Below are 18,242 nucleotides of genomic sequence, written 5' to 3'. Positions count from 1 at the left end.
TGGCCTTCGTGATGCTGCCGGCCCAGCGCGAGGAGGACTCCTCGGTCAGGACACGCTTACGCTGCGCCCACTGCTCACTGTCGTGCTCCAGCCCGGCCGCGCAGCGCGCCTTCAGATCACGGGAAGCCAGCGTGCCGAGCAGGTCGCCGACCAGGCGAAGAACTTTCTCGTCCCCGGCGGTCAGATGCTTGAGCCGGGTGCGGATCGCGACCCCCGAGGGGCCGCGCACCACGAACGGCAAGGCCAACTCCCGCAGTCCACCCACCCCTTTCCACCCCCGGTCCATCGAAGAAATCCGCCACCACCCCCAACGACCACCACCGGCCAAGGTCACACATTCGATGCAAGAACCTTCGTTCCCACTGCGGGAGCGTGCCTGTCACAGCCCGGACGCTCACTCATACCTGCCAGAACACGCTCAAGTCCCGTCGCTACCTGTTCATAACCCCAGGCCACAACGACGTAGGCCCCAGGAGGTCATGCTCGTGCGCCCCACCGCCGCCCTCCCCTCCCTTCTCGCCCTCACCCTCGCCGCCGCGGGCACGCTCACCGCCTGCGGCACCGGATCCGGCAGTGACCCGGACACCGTGAAGGTCTCCTTCAAACAGTCCACGGACAACTCCGTGAAGGTGATGGACACCTACCTCGCGGACATCAAGAAGCAGTTCGAGAAGGCCAACCCCGGCAAGAAGGTCGAGCTCGTCCCGATCAAGGCCCCGGACTCGGAGTACTACACCAAGCTCCAGCAGATGCTCCGCTCCCCGAAAACCGCCCCCGACCTGGTCTACGAGGACACCTTCCTCATCAACTCCGACATCACCAGCGGCTACCTCAAACCCCTCGACGACTACCTGGCCAAGTGGCCGGACTGGAACCAGTTCATCGACACGGCGAAGTCGGCCGCGCGGGGCGAGGACGGCAAGACGTACGGCGTCCCGGACGGCACGGACACTCGGGGCCTGTGGTTCGACAAGGGCATCTTCCAGAAGGCCGGTCTCCCGGCCGACTGGCAGCCGAAGACCTGGAACGACGTCCTCGAAGCCGCCCGCACGATCAAGCAGAAGGTCCCCGGCGTCACGCCCCTCAACGTCTACACCGGCAAACCCGCCGGTGAGGCGGCCACCATGCAGGGCTTCCAGATGCTGCTCTACGGCACGAGCGACGGCACGGCAGACCCGCTCTACGACGAGAAGTCGAAGAAGTGGATCGCGGGCAGCCAGGGTTTCAAGGACGCCCTGACCTTCGTGGAAACCGTCTACAAGGAGAAGCTCGGCCCGGACGTCGCCGACGCCCTCGACCCGAACTTCGCCACCCGCGTCCGCGGCGAACTCCTCCCCCAGGGCAAACTCGGCATCAACCTCGACGGCTCCTGGCTCCCGCAGGACTGGCTGGAGGGCAGCGGTCACGAATGGCCGGAGTGGTCGCAGAAGCTGGGCCTCGCCGCCATGCCCACCCAGAACGGCCAGTCCCCCGGCAAGGTGAGCATGTCCGGCGGCTGGACCTGGGCGATTCCGGCCAAGGCGGGCAACCCGGACCTCGCCTTCGAGTTCATCAAGACGATGCAGACGAAGGCGAACGCCCAGAAGTGGTACATCGCCAACTCGGGCATCGCGGTCCGCGAGGACGTCGCCGCCGACCCGGCGTACGTCGACGCCCAGCCCGGCATCAAGTTCTTCACCGATCTCGTCGCCACGACCCACTACCGGCCCGCCTACCCGGCGTACCCGAAGGTCTCCACCGCGATCCAGGAGGCGATGGAGGGCGTGACGACGGGAGACATGTCGGTCGAGGAGGCGGCGAAGGCGTACGACGAGGAGCTGAGGTCGGCGACGGACAACCAGGTGATCGAGAGGTGAGCTCCCGCGCATGAGGACCAACCGCGCCCTGTCCTTCACCCCCGCCATCCGCGTCCTCCCCCTCACCCCCGCCGTCATCCTCCTGCTCCTCTTCCTGGCCGGCCCCATCGCCTACTGCGCCTACATCGCCTTCACCGACCTCCAGCTCACCGGCCAGGCCGAGGAGTCGTTCATCGGCTTCGAGAACTTCCGTACGGCGTTCGGGGACGAGGCGTTCCTGAACGCGGTGTGGCTGACCCTCGTCTTCACGGTCGTATCGGCACTGATCGGCCAGAACACCCTCGGCCTGGCCCTGGCGGCCCTGATGCAGCGCGCGTCGAAGCCGGTCCGCACACTCGTCGGCGGCATCGTCATCACGGCGTGGGTGCTGCCGGAGGTCGTCGCGGGCTTCCTCCTCTACGCCTTCTTCCGCCGCGAGGGCACCCTGAACGCCATCCTGGACTGGCTCCATCTCCCCAGCCAGAACTGGCTGTTCACGCTCCCGATCCTGGCGGTGTCGTTCGCGAACGTCTGGCGGGGCACGGCGTTCTCGATGCTGGTCTACTCGGCGGCCCTCAACGAGATCCCCAAGGAGATCACGGAGGCGGCGGAGGTCGACGGCGCCGGCGGCTGGCGCCGTATGTGGCACATCACCCTCCCGATGATCCGCCGCTCCATCGGCACGAACCTCATGTTGATCACCCTCCAGACCCTGTCCGTCTTCGGCCTGATCTGGGTGATGACGAGGGGCGGCCCGGGCGGCAAGAGCCAGACGCTGCCGCTCTTCATGTACGAGGAGGCGTTCCAGAAAAGCATGATCGGCTACGGCACCGCAGTCGCCCTCCTGTTGCTGGTGGTGGGCTCCCTGTTCTCGGTGGTCTATCTGCGCCTGCTGCGAACGGAGGTCTGACTCACGTGCCACGGACTCCCTCTTCCCGCAGGACCACGCACCGCCTGGCCGCCGACGCCGGTCTCCTGCTGGTGGCCGCGGCCTTCTCCCTCCCCCTGCTGTGGGTGCTGCTGTCCTCCCTGGACCCGGACGCGAACCTTCAGGTGAAACTCCCGGACGGCGTGACGCTGGACAACTTCGACGCGGTCCTCACCCCGGACATCACCTTCACGCCGCTGCTGAACAGCCTGCTGCTGTGCGGCGGGGGGACGCTGCTGACGGTGGCCTGCGCCGCCCTCGCCGCGTACCCCCTGTCCCGGTTCCGGTCCCGCCTCAACCGCCCGTTCCTGCTGACGATCCTCTTCGCGACGAGCCTGCCGATCACGGCGATCATGGTGCCGGTGTACGCGCTGTTCGTGCAGGTGAACCTGATCGACACCATGCAGGGCACGATCTTCTTCTTCGCGGCCTCTCAACTGCCGTTCGCGATCTGGCTGATGAAGAACTTCATGGACGGGGTGCCGAAGGAGCTGGAGGAGGCGGCGTGGACGGACGGGGCGTCGTCGCTCCAGTCACTGGTCCGGATCGTGCTGCCGCTGATGGGGCCGGGCGTGGCGGTGGTGACGGTGTTCTCGTTCGTGATGATGTGGGGGAACTTCTTCGTACCGTTCATGCTGCTGCTCACGCCGGACCAGATGCCGGCGGCGGTGAGCATCAATGAGTTCTTCGGGAATCGGGGGACGGTGGTGTATGGGCAGTTGGCGGCGTTTTCCATCATTTACTCGACGCCGGTGATTCTGCTGTATGTGCTGGTGGCTCGGCGGTTGGGTGGGGGGTTCGCGTTGGGTGGGGCGGTCAAGGGGTGAGTTCGCCGGCCCGAAGCACGTGGTCACCCCTCCGGCAGCACCCCCTGCCGAAACGGCTCCACGCCCACAACCCTGCGCACCCGCAGCGGCTCGATCAGCAACATCACCCGCCGCTCCCCGGGCAGGAGCCACGGATACCGCTCCTCCCCGATGTACTTCCGCGTCAGCCGGTCCATCGACCGCTCCGCCTCCTCCCCCTCCACGAACCGCGCCACCCGTCCCCGGATCTCCACCCGGTCGTAGGGGTTCTCGGCGTCGTGGTGGGACAGCGACACCCATGGATTGCGCCGCAGGTTCTCCTCCTTGACCCGCCCGATCGCCGTGTTGACCATGACGTACTCACCTTCGAGGTCCACCCACATCGGCGACACCTGCGGCGCGCCGTCGGGGCCGACGGTCGCGAGGTGCCAGAAGTTCGGCGCCAGCAGACGCTCGCGCACATGGCCCTCGACCTTGTCCTTCACCTCGTACACGCGACACCATCCTCGACTTACCGACACGACCGGAGCCGTACGATCCTACAATCCGTGTTCCTGGCCGAACAGCCCGTAGTCACCGCACCCGCACCCCCCTAGCTTGTGCCCGTGCGCCAACCCCCAGCCCACCCGAACCAGCCCACCCCTCCCACCCCACCGTTCAACGCCCCCGCCGCCCGACGGCTCCGTGCCGCCCTCGGCATGGGCCCCGAGCACGTCGCCTACGGCATGCGTGCCTCGTACGGACTGCCGTACGTCACCCCGGACCTCGTCATCGCCTGGGAACGCGGGGTCACCTACCCCAGCAGCCCCGAACTCACCGCTCTCGCGGGCGTCTTGTGGTGCTCCCCCGGTGAACTCATCGGACGCCCCCGCACCCTCCGCGAGCACCGCGTCTCCCGCGGCCTCGCCCCCGAGGACGTCGCCCGCGGCGTCGGCCTCGAACTCTCCGCCTATCTACGGATGGAGGAGAGCGACACCTGGCGCGGCAACGAGCGGCAGTCCGCCGCACTCGCCGACATCCTCGGCCTGGACCTGCCCGACTTCGTCACCGTCACGGGCCGCGAGGCCAAACTCGCCGACCTGCTGCGCAGCGCCGTCACCACCCGCTGGCAGGCCTACGTCCGCCCCGTGGGCAAAACGGTGCCCCTGGACCGCGGCGTCCTGGAGGTCGTACTCCAGGAACTGCACGGCGAGTACCAGGGGCAGATGGTCGCCACCCTCAGCTGGGGCGGCGGGAGCCGGGAATCCAGCGACAACGGCCGCGACTTCCTCGACCGCATCGTCGACCACTTCTGGGCGGCCGTCGACAGCAACACCGCCCAGGGCCACGGCTACTAGAAACCCGACTCCTAGAAAACCGACTTCTAGAAAACCGACTCCGCCTCGACAATCCGGTCCTTCGGCACCGTCTTCAGCTCGGTGACCGCCTCCGCCAGCGGCACCATCACGATGTCCGTCCCCCGCAACGCGGTCATCCGCCCGAAGTCCCCCCGGTGCGCCGCCTCCACCGCGTGCCAGCCGAAGCGGGTGGCGAGCACCCGGTCGTACGCCGTCGGTGTGCCGCCGCGCTGGACGTGGCCGAGGATGACCGGCTTGGCCTCCTTGCCGAGGCGGCGCTCCAGTTCGTACGCCAGTGCCGTACCGATGCCCTGGAAGCGCTCGTGGCCGTACAGGTCGATCTCGCCCTTGCCGTAGTCCATCGTGCCCTCGGCGGGGTGGGCGCCCTCGGCGACGCAGATGACGGCGAACTTCTTGCCGCGCGCGAACCGCTCCTCGACCATCTTGACGAGATCGGCGGGGTCGAACGGACGCTCGGGCAGGCAGATGCCGTGCGCACCGGCCGCCATGCCCGACTCCAGCGCGATCCAGCCCGCGTGGCGGCCCATGACCTCGACCACCATCACCCGCTGGTGGGACTCGGCGGTCGTCTTCAGGCGGTCCATCGCCTCGGTGGCGACTCCCACGGCCGTGTCGAAGCCGAACGTCCGGTCCGTCGACGAGATGTCGTTGTCGATCGTCTTGGGCACGCCGACCACCGGCAGGCCCGCGTCCGACAGCATGCGCGCCGCCGTCAGCGTGCCCTCGCCGCCGATCGGGATCAGCGCGTCGATGCCGAAGTCACGGATCATGTCGGAGGCGTTCACGCAGGCCTCGCGCAGTCGGTCGCGCTCCAGCCGGGAGGAGCCGAGGATGGTGCCGCCGCGGGCCAGGATGCCGCTGACCGAGTCGAGGTCGAGGCTGCGATAGCGGCCGTCCAGCAGACCGGCGTAACCGTCCTCGAAGCCGATCACCTCGTCGCCGTACTGCGCGACCGCTCGGTGCACGACCGACCGGATCACGGCGTTCAGGCCGGGGCAGTCGCCGCCTGCGGTGAGAACTCCGATACGCATCGTGCTGTGTCTCCTGCTCGCTGTGGACACCGGTGAGCCACTCCCGATTGTTTCATGTCCCTCAGGCGCTCAGCACGACGACACCTTGACGGGCGCCTTAGCTATGTCGGGAGGTATTGTCAAGAGGGTTCCGCTCACCCCGGTGGGCGATTTTTGCGGCCCCCTCCCCACCAAATCCTCCCAATCAAGATGAAACGGAGAGCACGCGTGACGCGCAGCGTGTACGTGACCGGTATCGACCGCGGCGACGGCCGCCAGGTCGTCGAACTGGGGGTCATGGAGCTCCTGACCCGGCAGGTCGACCGGGTGGGCGTCTTCCGTCCCCTCGTGCACGACGGCCCCGATCGCCTCTTCGAGCTGCTGCGCGCCCGCTACCGGCTGTCGCAGGACCCGGCCACCGTCTACGGCATGGACTACCAGGAGGCCTCCACGCTGCAGGCCGAACGGGGGACGGACGAGCTGGTGTCCACGCTCGTCGACCGCTTCCACCAGGTCGCGCGGGACTACGACGTCGTCCTCGTCCTCGGCACCGACTACGCCGACACCCAGTTCCCGGACGAGCTGTCCCTCAACGCCCGGCTGGCCAATGAGTTCGGCGCGTCCGTGATCCCGGTGGTGGGCGGGCGGAAGCAGACCGCCGAGTCCGTGCTCGCCGAGACCCGCAACGCCTACCGGGCGTACGACGGGCTCGGCTGCGATGTCCTGGCCATGGTCACCAACCGGGTCGCCCGCGAGCAGCGCGACGAGATCGCCGACCGGCTCGCCACCCGGCTGCCCGTGCCCTGCTACGTCCTGCCCGACGAGCCCGCCCTGTCCGCCCCGACGGTGGCCCAGATCGGCCACGCCCTCGGCGCCAAGGTGCTGCTCGGCGACGACTCGGGGCTGGCGCGCGACGCGCTCGGGTTCGTCTTCGGCGGCGCCATGCTGCCGAACTTCCTCAGCGCCCTGACCCCCGGCTGCATGGTCATCACCCCGGGCGACCGCGCCGACATCGTCGTCGGCTCGCTCGCCGCGCACAGCGCGGGCACCCCGCCCATAGCCGGCGTGGTGCTGACCCTGAACGAGGTGCCGAGCGACGACATCCTCACCCTCGCCGCCCGCCTCGCCCCGGGCACCCCGGTGCTGTCGGTGTCCGGCAACAGCTTCCCCACCGCCGAACAGCTGTTCTCCCTGGAGGGCAAGCTCAACGCGGCCACCCCGCGCAAGGCGGAGACCGCGCTCGGGCTGTTCGAGCGGTACGTCGAGACCGGCGACCTGCTGGGGCGGGTGAGCGCGCCGAGCAGCGACCGGGTGACGCCGATGATGTTCGAGCACAAGCTGCTGGAGCAGGCCCGTTCCGGCAAGCGGCGGGTCGTCCTGCCGGAGGGCACCGAGGAGCGGGTGCTGCACGCCACCGAGGTGCTGCTGCGCCGGGGCGTATGCGATCTGACGCTGCTCGGTCCCGTGGACCAGATCCGCAAGAAGGCCGCCGACCTCGGTATCGACCTCGGCGACTGCCAGCTGATCGACCCGGCCACCAGCGAGCTGCGCGACGCCTTCGCCGAGCAGTACGCCGCCCTGCGCGCCCACAAGGGCGTGACCGTCGAGCTGGCGTACGACGTCGTCTCCGACGTCAACTACTTCGGCACCCTGATGGTCCAGGAGGGCCTCGCCGACGGCATGGTGTCGGGGTCCGTGCACTCCACGGCCGCCACCATCCGGCCGGCCTTCGAGATCATCAAGACCAAGCCGGACGCCTCCATCGTGTCGTCCGTCTTCTTCATGTGCCTCGCCGACAAGGTGCTCGTCTACGGCGACTGCGCGGTCAACCCCGACCCGAACGCCGAGCAGCTGGCCGACATCGCCATCCAGTCGGCGTCCACCGCCGCGCAGTTCGGTGTGGAGCCGCGGATCGCGATGCTGTCGTACTCCACCGGTACGTCGGGTTCGGGCGCCGACGTCGACAAGGTGCGCGAGGCGACCGAGCTGGTGCGCACGCGCCGGCCGGATCTGAAGATCGAGGGGCCGATCCAGTACGACGCCGCCGTCGAGCCGAGCGTCGCCGCGACAAAGCTGCCGGGCTCCGAGGTCGCCGGGCAGGCCAGCGTGCTGATCTTCCCCGACCTCAACACCGGCAACAACACCTACAAGGCCGTGCAGCGCTCGGCCGGCGCGATCGCGGTCGGGCCGGTGCTGCAGGGTCTGCGCAAGCCGGTCAACGACCTGTCCCGCGGCGCGCTCGTCCAGGACATCGTCAACACCGTCGCCATCACGGCGATCCAGGCCCAGTCCCCCAGCGAGAAGGCATCCCAGCTGTGAGTTCGTCCCGCGTCCTCGTCCTCAACTCCGGCTCCTCGTCGGTGAAGTACCAGCTGCTCGACATGAGCGACGGCAGCCGGCTCGCGGTGGGCCTCGTCGAGCGGATCGGCGAGGAGTCCTCCCGGCTGAAGCACACCCCCCTGAGCACCGGGGAGACCCGCGGCTTCACCGCCGCGATCCCCGACCACGACGCCGCGCTGAAGGCCGTGGCGGCGGAGCTGGCCAAGGATGGGCTCGGCCTGGACTCGCCGGAGCTGGTCGCGATCGGCCACCGGGTGGTGCACGGGGGCAAGCACTTCACCGAGCCGACCGTCATCGACGACACGGTCCTCGCCGAGATCGAGCGGCTGATCCCGGTCGCCCCGCTGCACAACCCGGCCAACCTCACCGGCATCCGCACGGCTCGTGCCCTGCGCCCGGACCTGCCGCAGGTCGCCGTGTTCGACACCGCGTTCCACACGACGATGCCGGAGTCGGCCGCCCGCTACGCGATCGATGTGAAGACCGCCGACGAGCACCGGATCCGGCGGTACGGCTTCCACGGCACCTCGCACGCGTACGTCTCCCGGGCCACGGCCGAGCTCCTGGGCAAGGCGCCCGAGGAGGTGAACGTCATCGTGCTGCACCTCGGCAACGGGGCGTCCGCCTCCGCCGTACGCGGCGGGAAGTGCGTGGACACCTCCATGGGGCTGACGCCTTTGGAGGGGCTGGTGATGGGTACGCGTTCCGGTGACATGGACCCGGCCGTCATCTTCCATTTGATGCGTGTTGGCGGAATGTCCGCCGACGAGATCGACACTCTTCTCAACAAGAAGAGCGGCTTGATCGGTCTGTGCGGTGACAACGACATGCGGGAGATCCGCCGCCGGATCGACGAGGGTGACGAAGAGGCGCAACTCGCCTTCGACATCTACATTCACCGTCTGAAGAAGTACATCGGCGCCTATTACGCCGTGCTCGGCAGGGTGGACGCGATCGCGTTCACCGCCGGGGTCGGCGAGAACGCGGCGCCCGTGCGGGAGGCTGCCGTGGCGGGCCTGGAGGAGCTGGGCCTCGTGGTGGACGGCGAGCTGAACGCCGTACGCAGCGACGCACCGCGACTGATCTCGCCCGAGTACGCGCGCGTGGCGGTGGCCGTGGTGCCGACCGACGAGGAGCTGGAGATTGCGACACAGACGTACGCGTTGGTAAAGGCGTCTTAGGACGGTCGGCGTCTTAGGACTCTCATAGGGCCGTCATTGGGCCTCACCTGAGCGGCATCCCGCCCTTTTGTATTTTCCGCCAGACGGAATATTCCGCAGCGAAACAAACCGATAGGATCGCCCCCATGCGCCGTTCGAAAATCGTCTGTACTCTCGGCCCCGCGGTCGACTCCCACGAGCAGCTCGTCGCGCTGATCGAGGCGGGCATGAATGTGGCCCGTTTCAACTTCAGCCACGGCACGCACGCCGAGCACCAGGGGCGGTACGACCGCGTCCGTGCCGCCGCCAAGGAGACCGGCCGGGCCGTCGGGGTCCTCGCCGACCTGCAGGGCCCGAAGATCCGGCTCGCGACCTTCGCCGAGGGGCCGGTGGAGCTGGTGCGCGGTGACGAGTTCACCATCACCACCGAGGACGTCCCCGGCGACAAGACGATCTGCGGTACGACCTACAAGGGTCTGCCGGGTGACGTCGCGATCGGCGACCCGGTCCTGATCAACGACGGCAACGTCGAGCTGAAGGTCGTGGACGTCGAGGGCCCGCGGGTGCGGACGATCGTCATCGAGGGCGGCGTCATCTCCGACCACAAGGGCATCAACCTGCCCGGCGCGGCCGTGAACGTCCCGGCGCTGTCGGAGAAGGACGTCGAGGACCTCCGCTTCGCCCTCCGCATGGGCTGCGACCTGGTCGCCCTCTCCTTCGTCCGGGACGCCAAGGACATCAACGACGTCCACAAGGTCATGGACGAGGAGGGCCGCCGCGTCCCGGTCATCGCCAAGGTGGAGAAGCCGCAGGCGGTGGCCAACATGGAGGACGTCGTGATGGCGTTCGACGGTGTGATGGTCGCCCGTGGTGACCTGGCCGTCGAGTACCCGCTCGAAAAGGTCCCGATGGTGCAGAAGCGCCTGATCGAGCTGTGCCGGCGCAACGCCAAGCCGGTGATCGTGGCGACCCAGATGATGGAGTCGATGATCACCAACTCCCGCCCGACCCGCGCCGAGGCCTCCGACGTGGCCAACGCGATCCTGGACGGCGCGGACGCGGTGATGCTGAGCGCGGAGTCCTCCGTCGGCGCCTACCCGATCGAGACGGTCAAGACGATGTCGAAGATCGTCACCGCGGCCGAGCAGGAGCTGCTGAGCAAGGGCCTGCAGCCCCTCGTACCCGGCAAGAAGCCGCGTACGCAGGGCGGTTCGGTGGCCCGCGCGGCCTGCGAGATCGCCGACTTCCTCGGCGGCAAGGGCCTGGTGGCCTTCACCAAGTCCGGCGACACGGCCCGCCGCCTGTGCCGCTACCGCGCGGCCCAGCCGATCATCGCGTACACCACGGACGAGTCCACCCGCAACCAGCTGACGCTGAGCTGGGGCGTGGAGTCGCACGTCGTGCCGTTCGTGAACAGCACCGACGAGATGGTCGACCTGGTCGACCAGGAAATCGCCAAGCTCAGCCGCTTCAGCCCCGGCGACATCGTGATCATCACCGCGGGTTCGCCTCCGGGGGTGCCGGGGACGACGAACATGGTGCGGGTGCATCACCTGGGCGGCGGGGCGCGGGACTGAGGCCGGGTTCGGTACTTCGCGTACGACAGTGAGGGCGCCCCCCTGTGGCGGGGGGCGCCCTTACTTGCGGCTCCCGGATGGGCTCGTGGGGTGTTCAGTCGGTGGTGAACACATGCATCCCGGGGATGGTCAGGGTCCCGCCGAACTGGGCTGCCTGCGTGACCTTCACGTTGGTGAAGTAGATCCAGGGGAGGTTCAGCGGGGGCGGGTGCTCCGGACTGAACGTGAGCGGGACCAGGCCGAGGAGGTTGCCGGAGATACTCTCGGTGTACATCACCGTTTCGCCGTCGGTGATCGTCGACTCCGAGCCCTTCGCCGCCTGCACGTGGTACGTCTTGCCGATCTGCTTGTCCTTCACTATCTGGTGCAGATCGCCAATCTTGGTACCGCCGGAGATGACGTACTTCAGCACCTTCTTGGTCTTGCCGCTGGCGGTCCTCACCTCGACGATGCCCTGGTAGTCCGCGCCCTGCAGATCCAGGTAACTGGCCTCCAGGTACCAGGGGTCGTCCGCCACGGCGATGGGGTTGTCCACGCCGCCTTCGGCGTCCGTGGCCTTCGGGCAGTCCTCGGGGTCCACGGTGGAACTCGCGGACGGGCTCGGCGTGGCGGTGGCCTCGTCGGCCGGGTCGGCCGACTCGGTGGCTTCGTCGGTCACCTCGCCCACAGTGTCCTCGACCGTGTCGGTGACCTTCCCGGCGGCATCCTCGGCGGCGTCGGAGGTGTCCTTGCCGCTGCCGGAGTTGTTGGAGCTACCCGAGTCGCCGGAGTCGCCCGTATTCCCGGACGGCGCGTCGGCGCTCCCGCTCGGGGAGGCGGACGGGGACGGCGTCGGGCTCGCGGACTCCTTGGCGCCGCCGCCGGTTATGCCGTCCACGACGCCGGTTATCGCGTCGCCGATGGTGTCGAGCACGCCCTTGTTGCTCTCGGACGCCGACGGGCTCGGCGTGGCCGCCTCGGCCTCGCTCTTCCCTTCCGCGGCGGGCGCCGAGGACGAGGGGGACGGCTTGGGCTGGGAACCGTCGTCGGAACCTGAATCCGACGAAGAGTCCTCACCCGAAGTCCCCGACCCGTCCGAGGAGTTGTCGTCGGACGATGTCGAAGGGCTAGGCTCCGCCTGCTCGGCGGACTCGCTCTCGCTCGCCGAGGCGGACGGCGACGGCGTCGGCGACGCGTCCTCGCTCGCCTCGGGGTCCAGCGCCGCGACACAGTCCTTGTACTGGTCGGCCTGGTCGGCGTACTCGTCGGCCGGCAGGCTCCGGGACGCCGGCTGCTCGTCAGCGAGGGCGAGTTTGGGCGTGAATCCCATACCCATGAGGACCGCAGTCGGCATCGCCGCCAGGGCTATCGCCTTGCCGGCCGGCATGTTGAACCTGGTGAACAGCGGCTTCTTGGGTGCCGCGTGACGCGGCCCGGTTCTCACCCGGGGCCCGTCCAGATCGGCCACGTGGGCCACCTCGTCAGCCGGCACTGTGCCTCCCGTTCGCCCCGTTCGCCGGGCTCGTTCCTGACAGGTCGTTCAGCTCGCCCACGGTGCCCTGGTCCGCTTCGGGGATCGCGCCCGAGGGGGTGTCGTCGCCCTCTTCGGTGTCCTTCGTCGTCTCCGGCTCGGGCGGCACGCCCGGCGCCCAGGACACCGCCATCGCGCCGCCGATCAGCGCGAACAGGAAGCCGACGACGAAACCACCGAAGTTGGACACCGGGATGGACACCAGTGCCAGCAGGATCGCGGCGACTCCGGCGAAGATCTGGATGTGCTTCTGGAACCAGAGGGTGAAGCCCAGAACGATGAGCAGCACGCCGATGATCAGGGACCCGGCGCCCGCGGTGGTGGACATCGCCAGCGTCAGATGACCGATCTGAAGGTTCGCATACGGGAAGTACATGATCGGTACGCCACCGATCATGACGAACAGGCCGGCCCAGAACGGCCGCGTGCCCCGCCAGGCGCGGAACTGCAGTCTCCGGCGGGTGAACTGGCCGGTGGCGGCAGGAGTCTCGGCGCTCATGGAAAACAGCTCCCTGGTGCGGCGTTGCTGTGGTGAGGGTGTCTTGCGATGTGAAGGGGGATGGTGCGCAGCGCGCGGAGAGTGGGCGGGCGGGGGCACCGCTTCGGCTCCCCCGCCCGTCACCGAGTGCTTAGTAGCACTCCTTGCCTTCGCCGCTTCCGAGCATCAGCTTCATCTTGAGCCCGGGCAGCGTGAAGGTTCCGGCCGTGGTCGCCCACGCCGTCTGCTTCACGTCGGTCAGCTTGGCCGTCCTGGCCTGCTGGGCGAAGCCGAACGGGTTCGCCTTCTGCTGAGCGACCTCCGACTTGTTCATGCCGGGACCGCGGCTGATCCCTCCGGCGGACACACCGATGTCGATGTCCTCGAACGTGGCGTTTGCGCCCAGGTCCGCGACGTCGATGTACAGGTTGTCGGCGGTCACCTGCTGCTTCTGGTCCGAGCTCTCACCGGCCGTCAGCTTCAGCGTGACGGTACCGATCCCCGGGATGCCCGGGGTGACCACGGACTGGCACATCTCTTCGATCCGCGCGGTGTCGAACACGGAGACGGCCACGGGGTGGTTGACCTTCTCACCCGTGAGGGTGTAGCCCGTCTCCTTGGCCCCGTACTGCGAGAAGCCCGTACCGTTGAGCTCCTTCGCAGTCACCTTGAACGACTGACCCGAAACACTGAACGACGCCGCGAGAGCACCCTGCGCGAGAGCGACACCTATGCACGCCGTGGCGGCGACGCTGGGCACCATGACCACAGCGAACCGCTTCCATCTGGTCCCACCACGCACCTGGGACTCCATATTTCCTCCTTCTCGGACGTACATCGCCTGCCCCGACCGGCCCCCAAAGGCGGCTCAACCGGACAGGGATGGGAGAAGTGCTACGTCCTCGGGAAGGAGAGCGCCCGCGCTCGGCGGCGCACAACGGCGCCCGAATCACCGGCGATCACCCCCGAGCGACAACCACTGGTCGCGCCTGACACGCATCACGCACAACCTTGCTGGACAGGCTTCGCCGGTGGGCGAAGACCCCCCTGTCCAAGAGCCGGCGCCAGTGACGTCGGCTCTGCTCGGTGGGGACCCAGGAAGTCCCGCGGCCCGATTGGCTGTCGGGGTACGGGAATGGACCGAGCGTCGCCGATCGTGGTGCATTCTCGCCGCCCGCACAAGGGGGTTCGTTACTCACTAGTAACGGCCGGATAACCGAACAACGACCAGCGGGACTCGCACAGCGACGCTGGGTGTCAACTAGGGGCAGGACAAAACTATTGATCGCTGGACAGAATCCGACAGATCAACGCCCGTGACTTACTGGCAGTAACAGCGGCCGCGATTACCAAGTTTTGGCAAAGCGCGGCCGCTCTGACGTCCCGTCGACCAAGCCTTCACTCAGGGCTCACACGCCCCGACGTTTAGCAACTGGTCAGAACCGGGCCCCCGGCACGGCTCAGAACAGCGCGCGCGCCAGCGCCCGCCGCGCCGCGGTCACCCGCGGATCCTCCGCGCCGACCACCTCGAACAGCTCCAGCAACCGCAGCCGTACGGCATCCCGGTCATCACCCGCCGTACGCCGCACCGCGTCGATGAGCCGCCCGAAGGCGTCCTCCACATGACCGCCCACCAGGTCCAGGTCGGCGGCCGCGATCTGCGCCTGCGCGTCGGCCGGCCGGTCGGCCGCGTCCTTGCGCACCTGCTGCGCGTCCAGCCCCTGCACCCGCTGGAGCAACTCCGCCTGCGCCAGACCGAGTTTGGCCTCCGGGTTGGCGGGGTCGTCGGCGAGGACGTTCTTGTACGCCTGGATGGCACCGCCCATGTCGCCCGCGTCCAGCGCCTGTGCGGCCGCGTTCAGCAGAGCGTCGTAAGGACCGGCCGGCGCCTGCGCGGGCGCCTGGCCACCGCCCGGCTCGGCCTCCGGGTCGACGGTCAGACCGGTCAGGCCGAAGCGCTGCTCGGCGACGGTGACCAACTGGTCGAGGGTCTCCCGGATCTGCGCCTCACCGGCCGCACCCTGGAAGAGCGGCAGCGCCTGGCCCGCGACGACCGCGAAGACCGCCGGGATCCCCTGGATCCCGAACTGCTGCATCAGCATCTGGTTGGCGTCGACGTCGATCTTGGCGAGGACGAAGCGCCCGTTGTACTCGACGGCAAGCCGCTCCAGCACCGGGCTGAGCTGCTTGCAGGGCTGACACCACTCGGCCCAGAAGTCGATGACGACCGGGACCTCGGTGGAGCGCTGGAGGACGTCACGCTCGAATCCGGCCTCATCGACGTCGATGACGAGATCGGCCGGGGAGACGGCACCGCCCCCGCCCTGCCGGGCCGCTTCGGCGCGCGCCTGCTCCGCCTTCGCCTTGGCCTCCTGGGCCGCCTTCACTGCGGCGAGGTCGACGACGCCGCTCATGGACATGTTCCGTGGCTGCATGCGTCTATCCTCCCCCGTTCCCCGCGCGTGTGAAAAATGCCGTGAATCCGTGCGTGCGTACGGCGCCGGGTCCCCACCCCACGCCGGTGGTCATCGCTCGCGTACGACGCAAAAGCTCAAGCTTTCGCTACGAGTCGTAGCGTAACGGCAGGCGGAGCCCCTGAGACACCCCCGCCCAGTGATCTCCCTCACTGCCGCACCCGGCCGCCCGAAACCCGCCGGATATGGTCGAGGGATGCAGAGCCGCACTCCCGCCGGCCGCACGGGACGCCCGCGCAGCGCCGCCGCCGACACCGCGATCCTGGCCGCGACCCGGGCGGCGCTGGTGGAACTGGGCTGGTCGAAGCTCACCCTGGGAGACGTCGCAACCCGCGCGGGGGTTGCCAAGACGACCCTCTACCGCCGCTGGGCGGGCAAGAACGAACTGGTCGTCGACGCGGTGGCAGAACTCTTCGACGAACTGCGCCTGCCCGACAGCGGCACCCTGGCCGGCGACGTGGAGGGCGTGGTCCTGCAGTTCGCCGCCATCCTGGCCCGCCCCGAGGCCAAGAGCGGCCTGATGGCGGTGGTGGCCGAGTCGACGCGGGACGAGGCGCTGCGCGAGCGCATTCGTGCATCGATCGTGGAACGCCAGAAGCGCCTGGTCGTGGAGGGCCGGGCGCGCGCTCAGGGGCGCGGCGAACTCCCACCGGAGACCGCCTCTGAGGAAGCGGCCCGCACGGTCGACCTGATCTTCGACATCGTGGCCGGGGCGGTGGTCCACCGCACGCTGGTGAGCGCGGAACCGGCGGACGAGGAGTGGGTGCGCGGTTTCACCCAGGTGCTCCTGACAGGACTGGCGGGCGCCGGTGAGGAACCCGCCAGTCCCCCATGAAGGTGAAGTGCGGGTGGCCGATCCTGCGCTACACCCGGCGGGCCTAGAAACCCGCCGGCTCCGTGTACACCCCCCACTCCTCGCGCAGGGCGTCGCAGATTTCGCCGAGGGTGGCTTCTGCTCGTACGGCCGTCAGCATTGGCTCGATCATGTTGGAGCCGTCTCGTGCGGCGGTGACCATCGCGGTGAGGGCCGCGCGTACGGTCGCGTCGTCGCGGGTCGCTCGGCGGGCGGCCAGGGCCCGGACCTGTTCGCGTTCCACCTCGTGGCTGACCCGCAGGATTTCCAGGTCGCCGGTGACCGAGCCGGTGTGGGCGTTGACGCCGACCACCTTCTTGTCGCCCTTCTCCAGGGCCTGCTGGTAGCGGAACGCCGATTCGGCGATCTCGCCGGTGAACCAGCCGTCCTCGATGCCGCGCAGGATGCCTGAGGTGATCGGGCCGATGGGGTGCTGGCCGTCGGGGTGGGCGCGCAGGCCGCGTTCCTTGATCTGGTCGAAGATCTTCTCCGCGTCGGCCTCGATCCGGTCGGTCAGCTGCTCGACGTACCACGAACCGCCCAGCGGGTCGGCGACGTTGGCGACGCCGGTTTCCTCCATGAGGACCTGCTGGGTGCGCAGGGCGATCTCCGCGGCCTGTTCGGAGGGGAGTGCCAGGGTCTCGTCGAGCGCGTTGGTGTGCAGGGAGTTCGTGCCGCCGAGGACTGCGGCGAGGGCCTCCACCGCCGTGCGGACGACGTTGTTGTACGGCTGCTGGGCCGTCAGGGAGACACCGGCGGTCTGGGTGTGGAAGCGCAGCCACTGGGCCTTGTCGGACTTCGCGCCGTAGACGTCCCGCATCCAGCGGGCCCAGATGCGGCGTGCGGCGCGGAACTTGGCGATCTCCTCGAAGAAGTCGACGTGCGCGTCGAAGAAGAAGGACAGGCCCGGGGCGAAGACGTCCACGTCCAGGCCGCGGGAGAGGCCGAGCTCGACGTAGCCGAAGCCGTCCGCGAGCGTGTACGCCAGCTCCTGCGCAGCCGTCGCGCCTGCCTCGCGGATGTGGTAGCCGGAGACGGACAGCGGCTTGTACGCCGGGATGCGTGCGGCGCAGTACTCCATCAGGTCGCCGATCAGGCGCAGATGCGGCTCGGGCTGGAAGAGCCACTCCTTCTGCGCGATGTACTCCTTGAAGATGTCCGTCTGGAGCGTGCCGTTCAGGACGGACGGGTCGACGCCCTGGCGCTCCGCTGCGACCAGGTACATGCAGAAGACCGGGACCGCCGGGCCGCTGATCGTCATCGACGTGGTGACGTCGCCGAGGGGGATGCCGCGGAAGAGTACGTCCATGTCGGCGGCCGAGTCGACGGCCACCCCGCAGTGGCCGACCTCGCCGAGCGAGCGGCGGTCGTCGGAGTCGCGGCCCATCAGGGTCGGCATGTCGAAGGCGACGGAGAGGCCGCCGCCGCCGGCCGCGAGGATCATCTTGTAGCGCTCGTTGGTCTGCTCGGCGTTGCCGAACCCGGCGAACTGCCGGATCGTCCACGTACGTCCTCGGTAGCCGGTCGGATACAGGCCCCGCGTGAAGGGGTACTCCCCCGGCCAGCCGATCCGCTCGAAGCCCTCGTAGGTGTCCCCGGGTCGGGGCCCGTACACCGGCTCCACGGGATCGCCGGAGAGCGTGGTGAAGTCCGCGTCGCGCTTGCGCGCCGCGTCGTACCGGGCCTGCCAGCGTCGGCGGCCCTCTTCGATGGCGTCAGCGTCCATACCCATACCTTCGAATTTACTTGGACGTCCTAGTAAATGTCGACGGCTGGCGGGTGATTTATCCGGGCGGCCTGGCAGCGGCCCGGCAGCGGCCTGGCAATCGGGTGAAACGGCACCGCCGCACACGCGCGCGTGCGGCGGGGTGCTGTGGGGGGTGGTTGGGGGGGGCGGTGTGGCGGGGGGGGGG

The 18,242-nt window shown here is 68.8% G+C and carries 15 protein-coding genes and 1 pseudogene; 8 read left to right on the top strand and 8 right to left on the bottom strand.

Annotation, left to right across the window (positions count from 1 at the left end; translation table 11 throughout):
* Positions 1-265: pseudogene (locus SSP24_RS40570) on the bottom strand (hypothetical protein); the annotation flags it as partial.
* 214 nt (positions 266-479) lie between these two features.
* Between SSP24_RS40570 and SSP24_RS40565 the strand changes: the two are divergent.
* Genes SSP24_RS40565 through SSP24_RS40555 form a run of 3 tightly spaced genes read left to right on the top strand, consistent with a single transcriptional unit; the run spans position 480 to position 3,590 of the window.
* On the top strand, positions 480-1,856 hold the full coding sequence (locus SSP24_RS40565; RefSeq protein ID WP_174864804.1) for an extracellular solute-binding protein: 1,377 nt from the start codon (positions 480-482) through the stop codon (positions 1,854-1,856).
* A gap of 10 nt (positions 1,857-1,866) precedes the next feature.
* Positions 1,867-2,745 carry a carbohydrate ABC transporter permease gene (locus SSP24_RS40560; RefSeq protein WP_141315992.1) on the top strand — a complete coding sequence of 293 codons (879 nt, stop codon included), beginning with the start codon at positions 1,867-1,869 and terminating at the stop codon, positions 2,743-2,745.
* 5 nt (positions 2,746-2,750) lie between these two features.
* Positions 2,751-3,590 carry a carbohydrate ABC transporter permease gene (locus SSP24_RS40555; protein ID WP_141315989.1) on the top strand — a complete coding sequence of 280 codons (840 nt, stop codon included), beginning with the start codon at positions 2,751-2,753 and terminating at the stop codon, positions 3,588-3,590.
* Between the two features lie 23 nt (positions 3,591-3,613).
* Here the strand turns inward: SSP24_RS40555 and SSP24_RS40550 are convergent, their stop codons facing one another.
* On the bottom strand, positions 3,614-4,063 hold the full coding sequence (locus tag SSP24_RS40550; RefSeq protein WP_373306800.1) for a PPOX class F420-dependent oxidoreductase: 450 nt from the start codon (positions 4,061-4,063) through the stop codon (positions 3,614-3,616).
* A gap of 111 nt (positions 4,064-4,174) precedes the next feature.
* Between SSP24_RS40550 and SSP24_RS40545 the strand changes: the two genes are divergently transcribed.
* On the top strand, positions 4,175-4,906 hold the full coding sequence (locus SSP24_RS40545; RefSeq protein ID WP_141315987.1) for a helix-turn-helix domain-containing protein: 732 nt from the start codon (positions 4,175-4,177) through the stop codon (positions 4,904-4,906).
* A 26-nt stretch (positions 4,907-4,932) separates the two neighbouring features.
* Here the strand turns inward: SSP24_RS40545 and SSP24_RS40540 are convergent, their stop codons facing one another.
* Positions 4,933-5,958 carry an ATP-dependent 6-phosphofructokinase gene (locus SSP24_RS40540; RefSeq protein WP_141315985.1) on the bottom strand — a complete coding sequence of 342 codons (1,026 nt, stop codon included), beginning with the start codon at positions 5,956-5,958 and terminating at the stop codon, positions 4,933-4,935.
* 207 nt (positions 5,959-6,165) lie between these two features.
* Here SSP24_RS40540 and pta point away from each other — a divergent pair, with 207 nt between their 5' ends.
* From pta to pyk, 3 genes are all read left to right on the top strand, one after another.
* Positions 6,166-8,256, top strand: coding sequence for a phosphate acetyltransferase (gene pta / locus SSP24_RS40535; RefSeq protein WP_141315983.1), 2,091 nt, complete (start codon positions 6,166-6,168; stop codon positions 8,254-8,256).
* Positions 8,253-9,458, top strand: coding sequence for an acetate kinase (locus tag SSP24_RS40530; protein ID WP_141315981.1), 1,206 nt, complete (start codon positions 8,253-8,255; stop codon positions 9,456-9,458). Before pta ends, SSP24_RS40530 begins: the two co-directional genes overlap by 4 nt.
* 125 nt (positions 9,459-9,583) lie before the next feature.
* The gene (gene pyk / locus SSP24_RS40525) at positions 9,584-11,014 is read left to right on the top strand and encodes a pyruvate kinase (protein ID WP_141315979.1); all 1,431 of its coding nucleotides are present in this window, start codon (positions 9,584-9,586) and stop codon (positions 11,012-11,014) included.
* 94 nt (positions 11,015-11,108) lie between these two features.
* Here the strand turns inward: pyk and SSP24_RS40520 are convergent, their stop codons facing one another.
* From SSP24_RS40520 to SSP24_RS40500, 4 genes are all read right to left on the bottom strand, one after another.
* On the bottom strand, positions 11,109-12,485 hold the full coding sequence (locus tag SSP24_RS40520; protein ID WP_141315977.1) for a hypothetical protein: 1,377 nt from the start codon (positions 12,483-12,485) through the stop codon (positions 11,109-11,111).
* Positions 12,475-13,023 (bottom strand): DUF6114 domain-containing protein, encoded by a 549-nt coding sequence (locus SSP24_RS40515; protein WP_141315975.1) that lies wholly within the window; start codon positions 13,021-13,023, stop codon positions 12,475-12,477. Before SSP24_RS40515 ends, SSP24_RS40520 begins: the two co-directional genes overlap by 11 nt.
* Before the next feature lie 130 nt (positions 13,024-13,153).
* Positions 13,154-13,816, bottom strand: a complete 663-nt coding sequence (locus SSP24_RS40510; protein WP_141315973.1) for a DUF6230 family protein — start codon at positions 13,814-13,816, stop codon at positions 13,154-13,156.
* 646 nt (positions 13,817-14,462) lie between these two features.
* Positions 14,463-15,437, bottom strand: a complete 975-nt coding sequence (locus SSP24_RS40500; protein ID WP_141315971.1) for a tetratricopeptide repeat protein — start codon at positions 15,435-15,437, stop codon at positions 14,463-14,465.
* Between the two features lie 235 nt (positions 15,438-15,672).
* Here SSP24_RS40500 and SSP24_RS40495 point away from each other — a divergent pair, with 235 nt between their 5' ends.
* The gene (locus SSP24_RS40495; RefSeq protein WP_141315969.1) at positions 15,673-16,311 is read left to right on the top strand and encodes a TetR/AcrR family transcriptional regulator; all 639 of its coding nucleotides are present in this window, start codon (positions 15,673-15,675) and stop codon (positions 16,309-16,311) included.
* A 43-nt stretch (positions 16,312-16,354) separates the two neighbouring features.
* Here the strand turns inward: SSP24_RS40495 and icmA are convergent, their stop codons facing one another.
* Entirely contained in the window at positions 16,355-18,055 is a 1,701-nt protein-coding gene (gene icmA, locus SSP24_RS40490) for a coenzyme B12-dependent isobutyryl-CoA mutase large subunit (protein ID WP_141315967.1), read from the bottom strand.
* Positions 18,056-18,242: the final 187 nt, after the last annotated feature.

The organism is Streptomyces spinoverrucosus, from assembly GCF_006539505.1.
Lineage (GTDB): Bacteria > Actinomycetota > Actinomycetes > Streptomycetales > Streptomycetaceae > Streptomyces > Streptomyces spinoverrucosus.
This window is presented reverse-complemented; position numbering and strand designations above follow the sequence as displayed.

Excerpts from the sequence above, each read along its gene's own strand:
- SSP24_RS40565 (WP_174864804.1), top strand. The coding sequence starts at position 480 with ATGCTCGTGCGCCCCACCGCCGCCCTCCCCTCCCTTCTCGCCCTCACC.
- SSP24_RS40560 (WP_141315992.1), top strand. The coding sequence starts at position 1,867 with ATGAGGACCAACCGCGCCCTGTCCTTCACCCCCGCCATCCGCGTCCTC.
- SSP24_RS40540 (WP_141315985.1), bottom strand. The coding sequence starts at position 5,958 with ATGCGTATCGGAGTTCTCACCGCAGGCGGCGACTGCCCCGGCCTGAAC.
- pyk (WP_141315979.1), top strand. The coding sequence starts at position 9,584 with ATGCGCCGTTCGAAAATCGTCTGTACTCTCGGCCCCGCGGTCGACTCC.
- SSP24_RS40515 (WP_141315975.1), bottom strand. The coding sequence starts at position 13,023 with ATGAGCGCCGAGACTCCTGCCGCCACCGGCCAGTTCACCCGCCGGAGA.
- SSP24_RS40510 (WP_141315973.1), bottom strand. The coding sequence starts at position 13,816 with ATGGAGTCCCAGGTGCGTGGTGGGACCAGATGGAAGCGGTTCGCTGTG.
- SSP24_RS40500 (WP_141315971.1), bottom strand. The coding sequence starts at position 15,437 with ATGCAGCCACGGAACATGTCCATGAGCGGCGTCGTCGACCTCGCCGCA.
- SSP24_RS40495 (WP_141315969.1), top strand. The coding sequence starts at position 15,673 with ATGCAGAGCCGCACTCCCGCCGGCCGCACGGGACGCCCGCGCAGCGCC.
- icmA (WP_141315967.1), bottom strand. The coding sequence starts at position 18,055 with ATGGACGCTGACGCCATCGAAGAGGGCCGCCGACGCTGGCAGGCCCGG.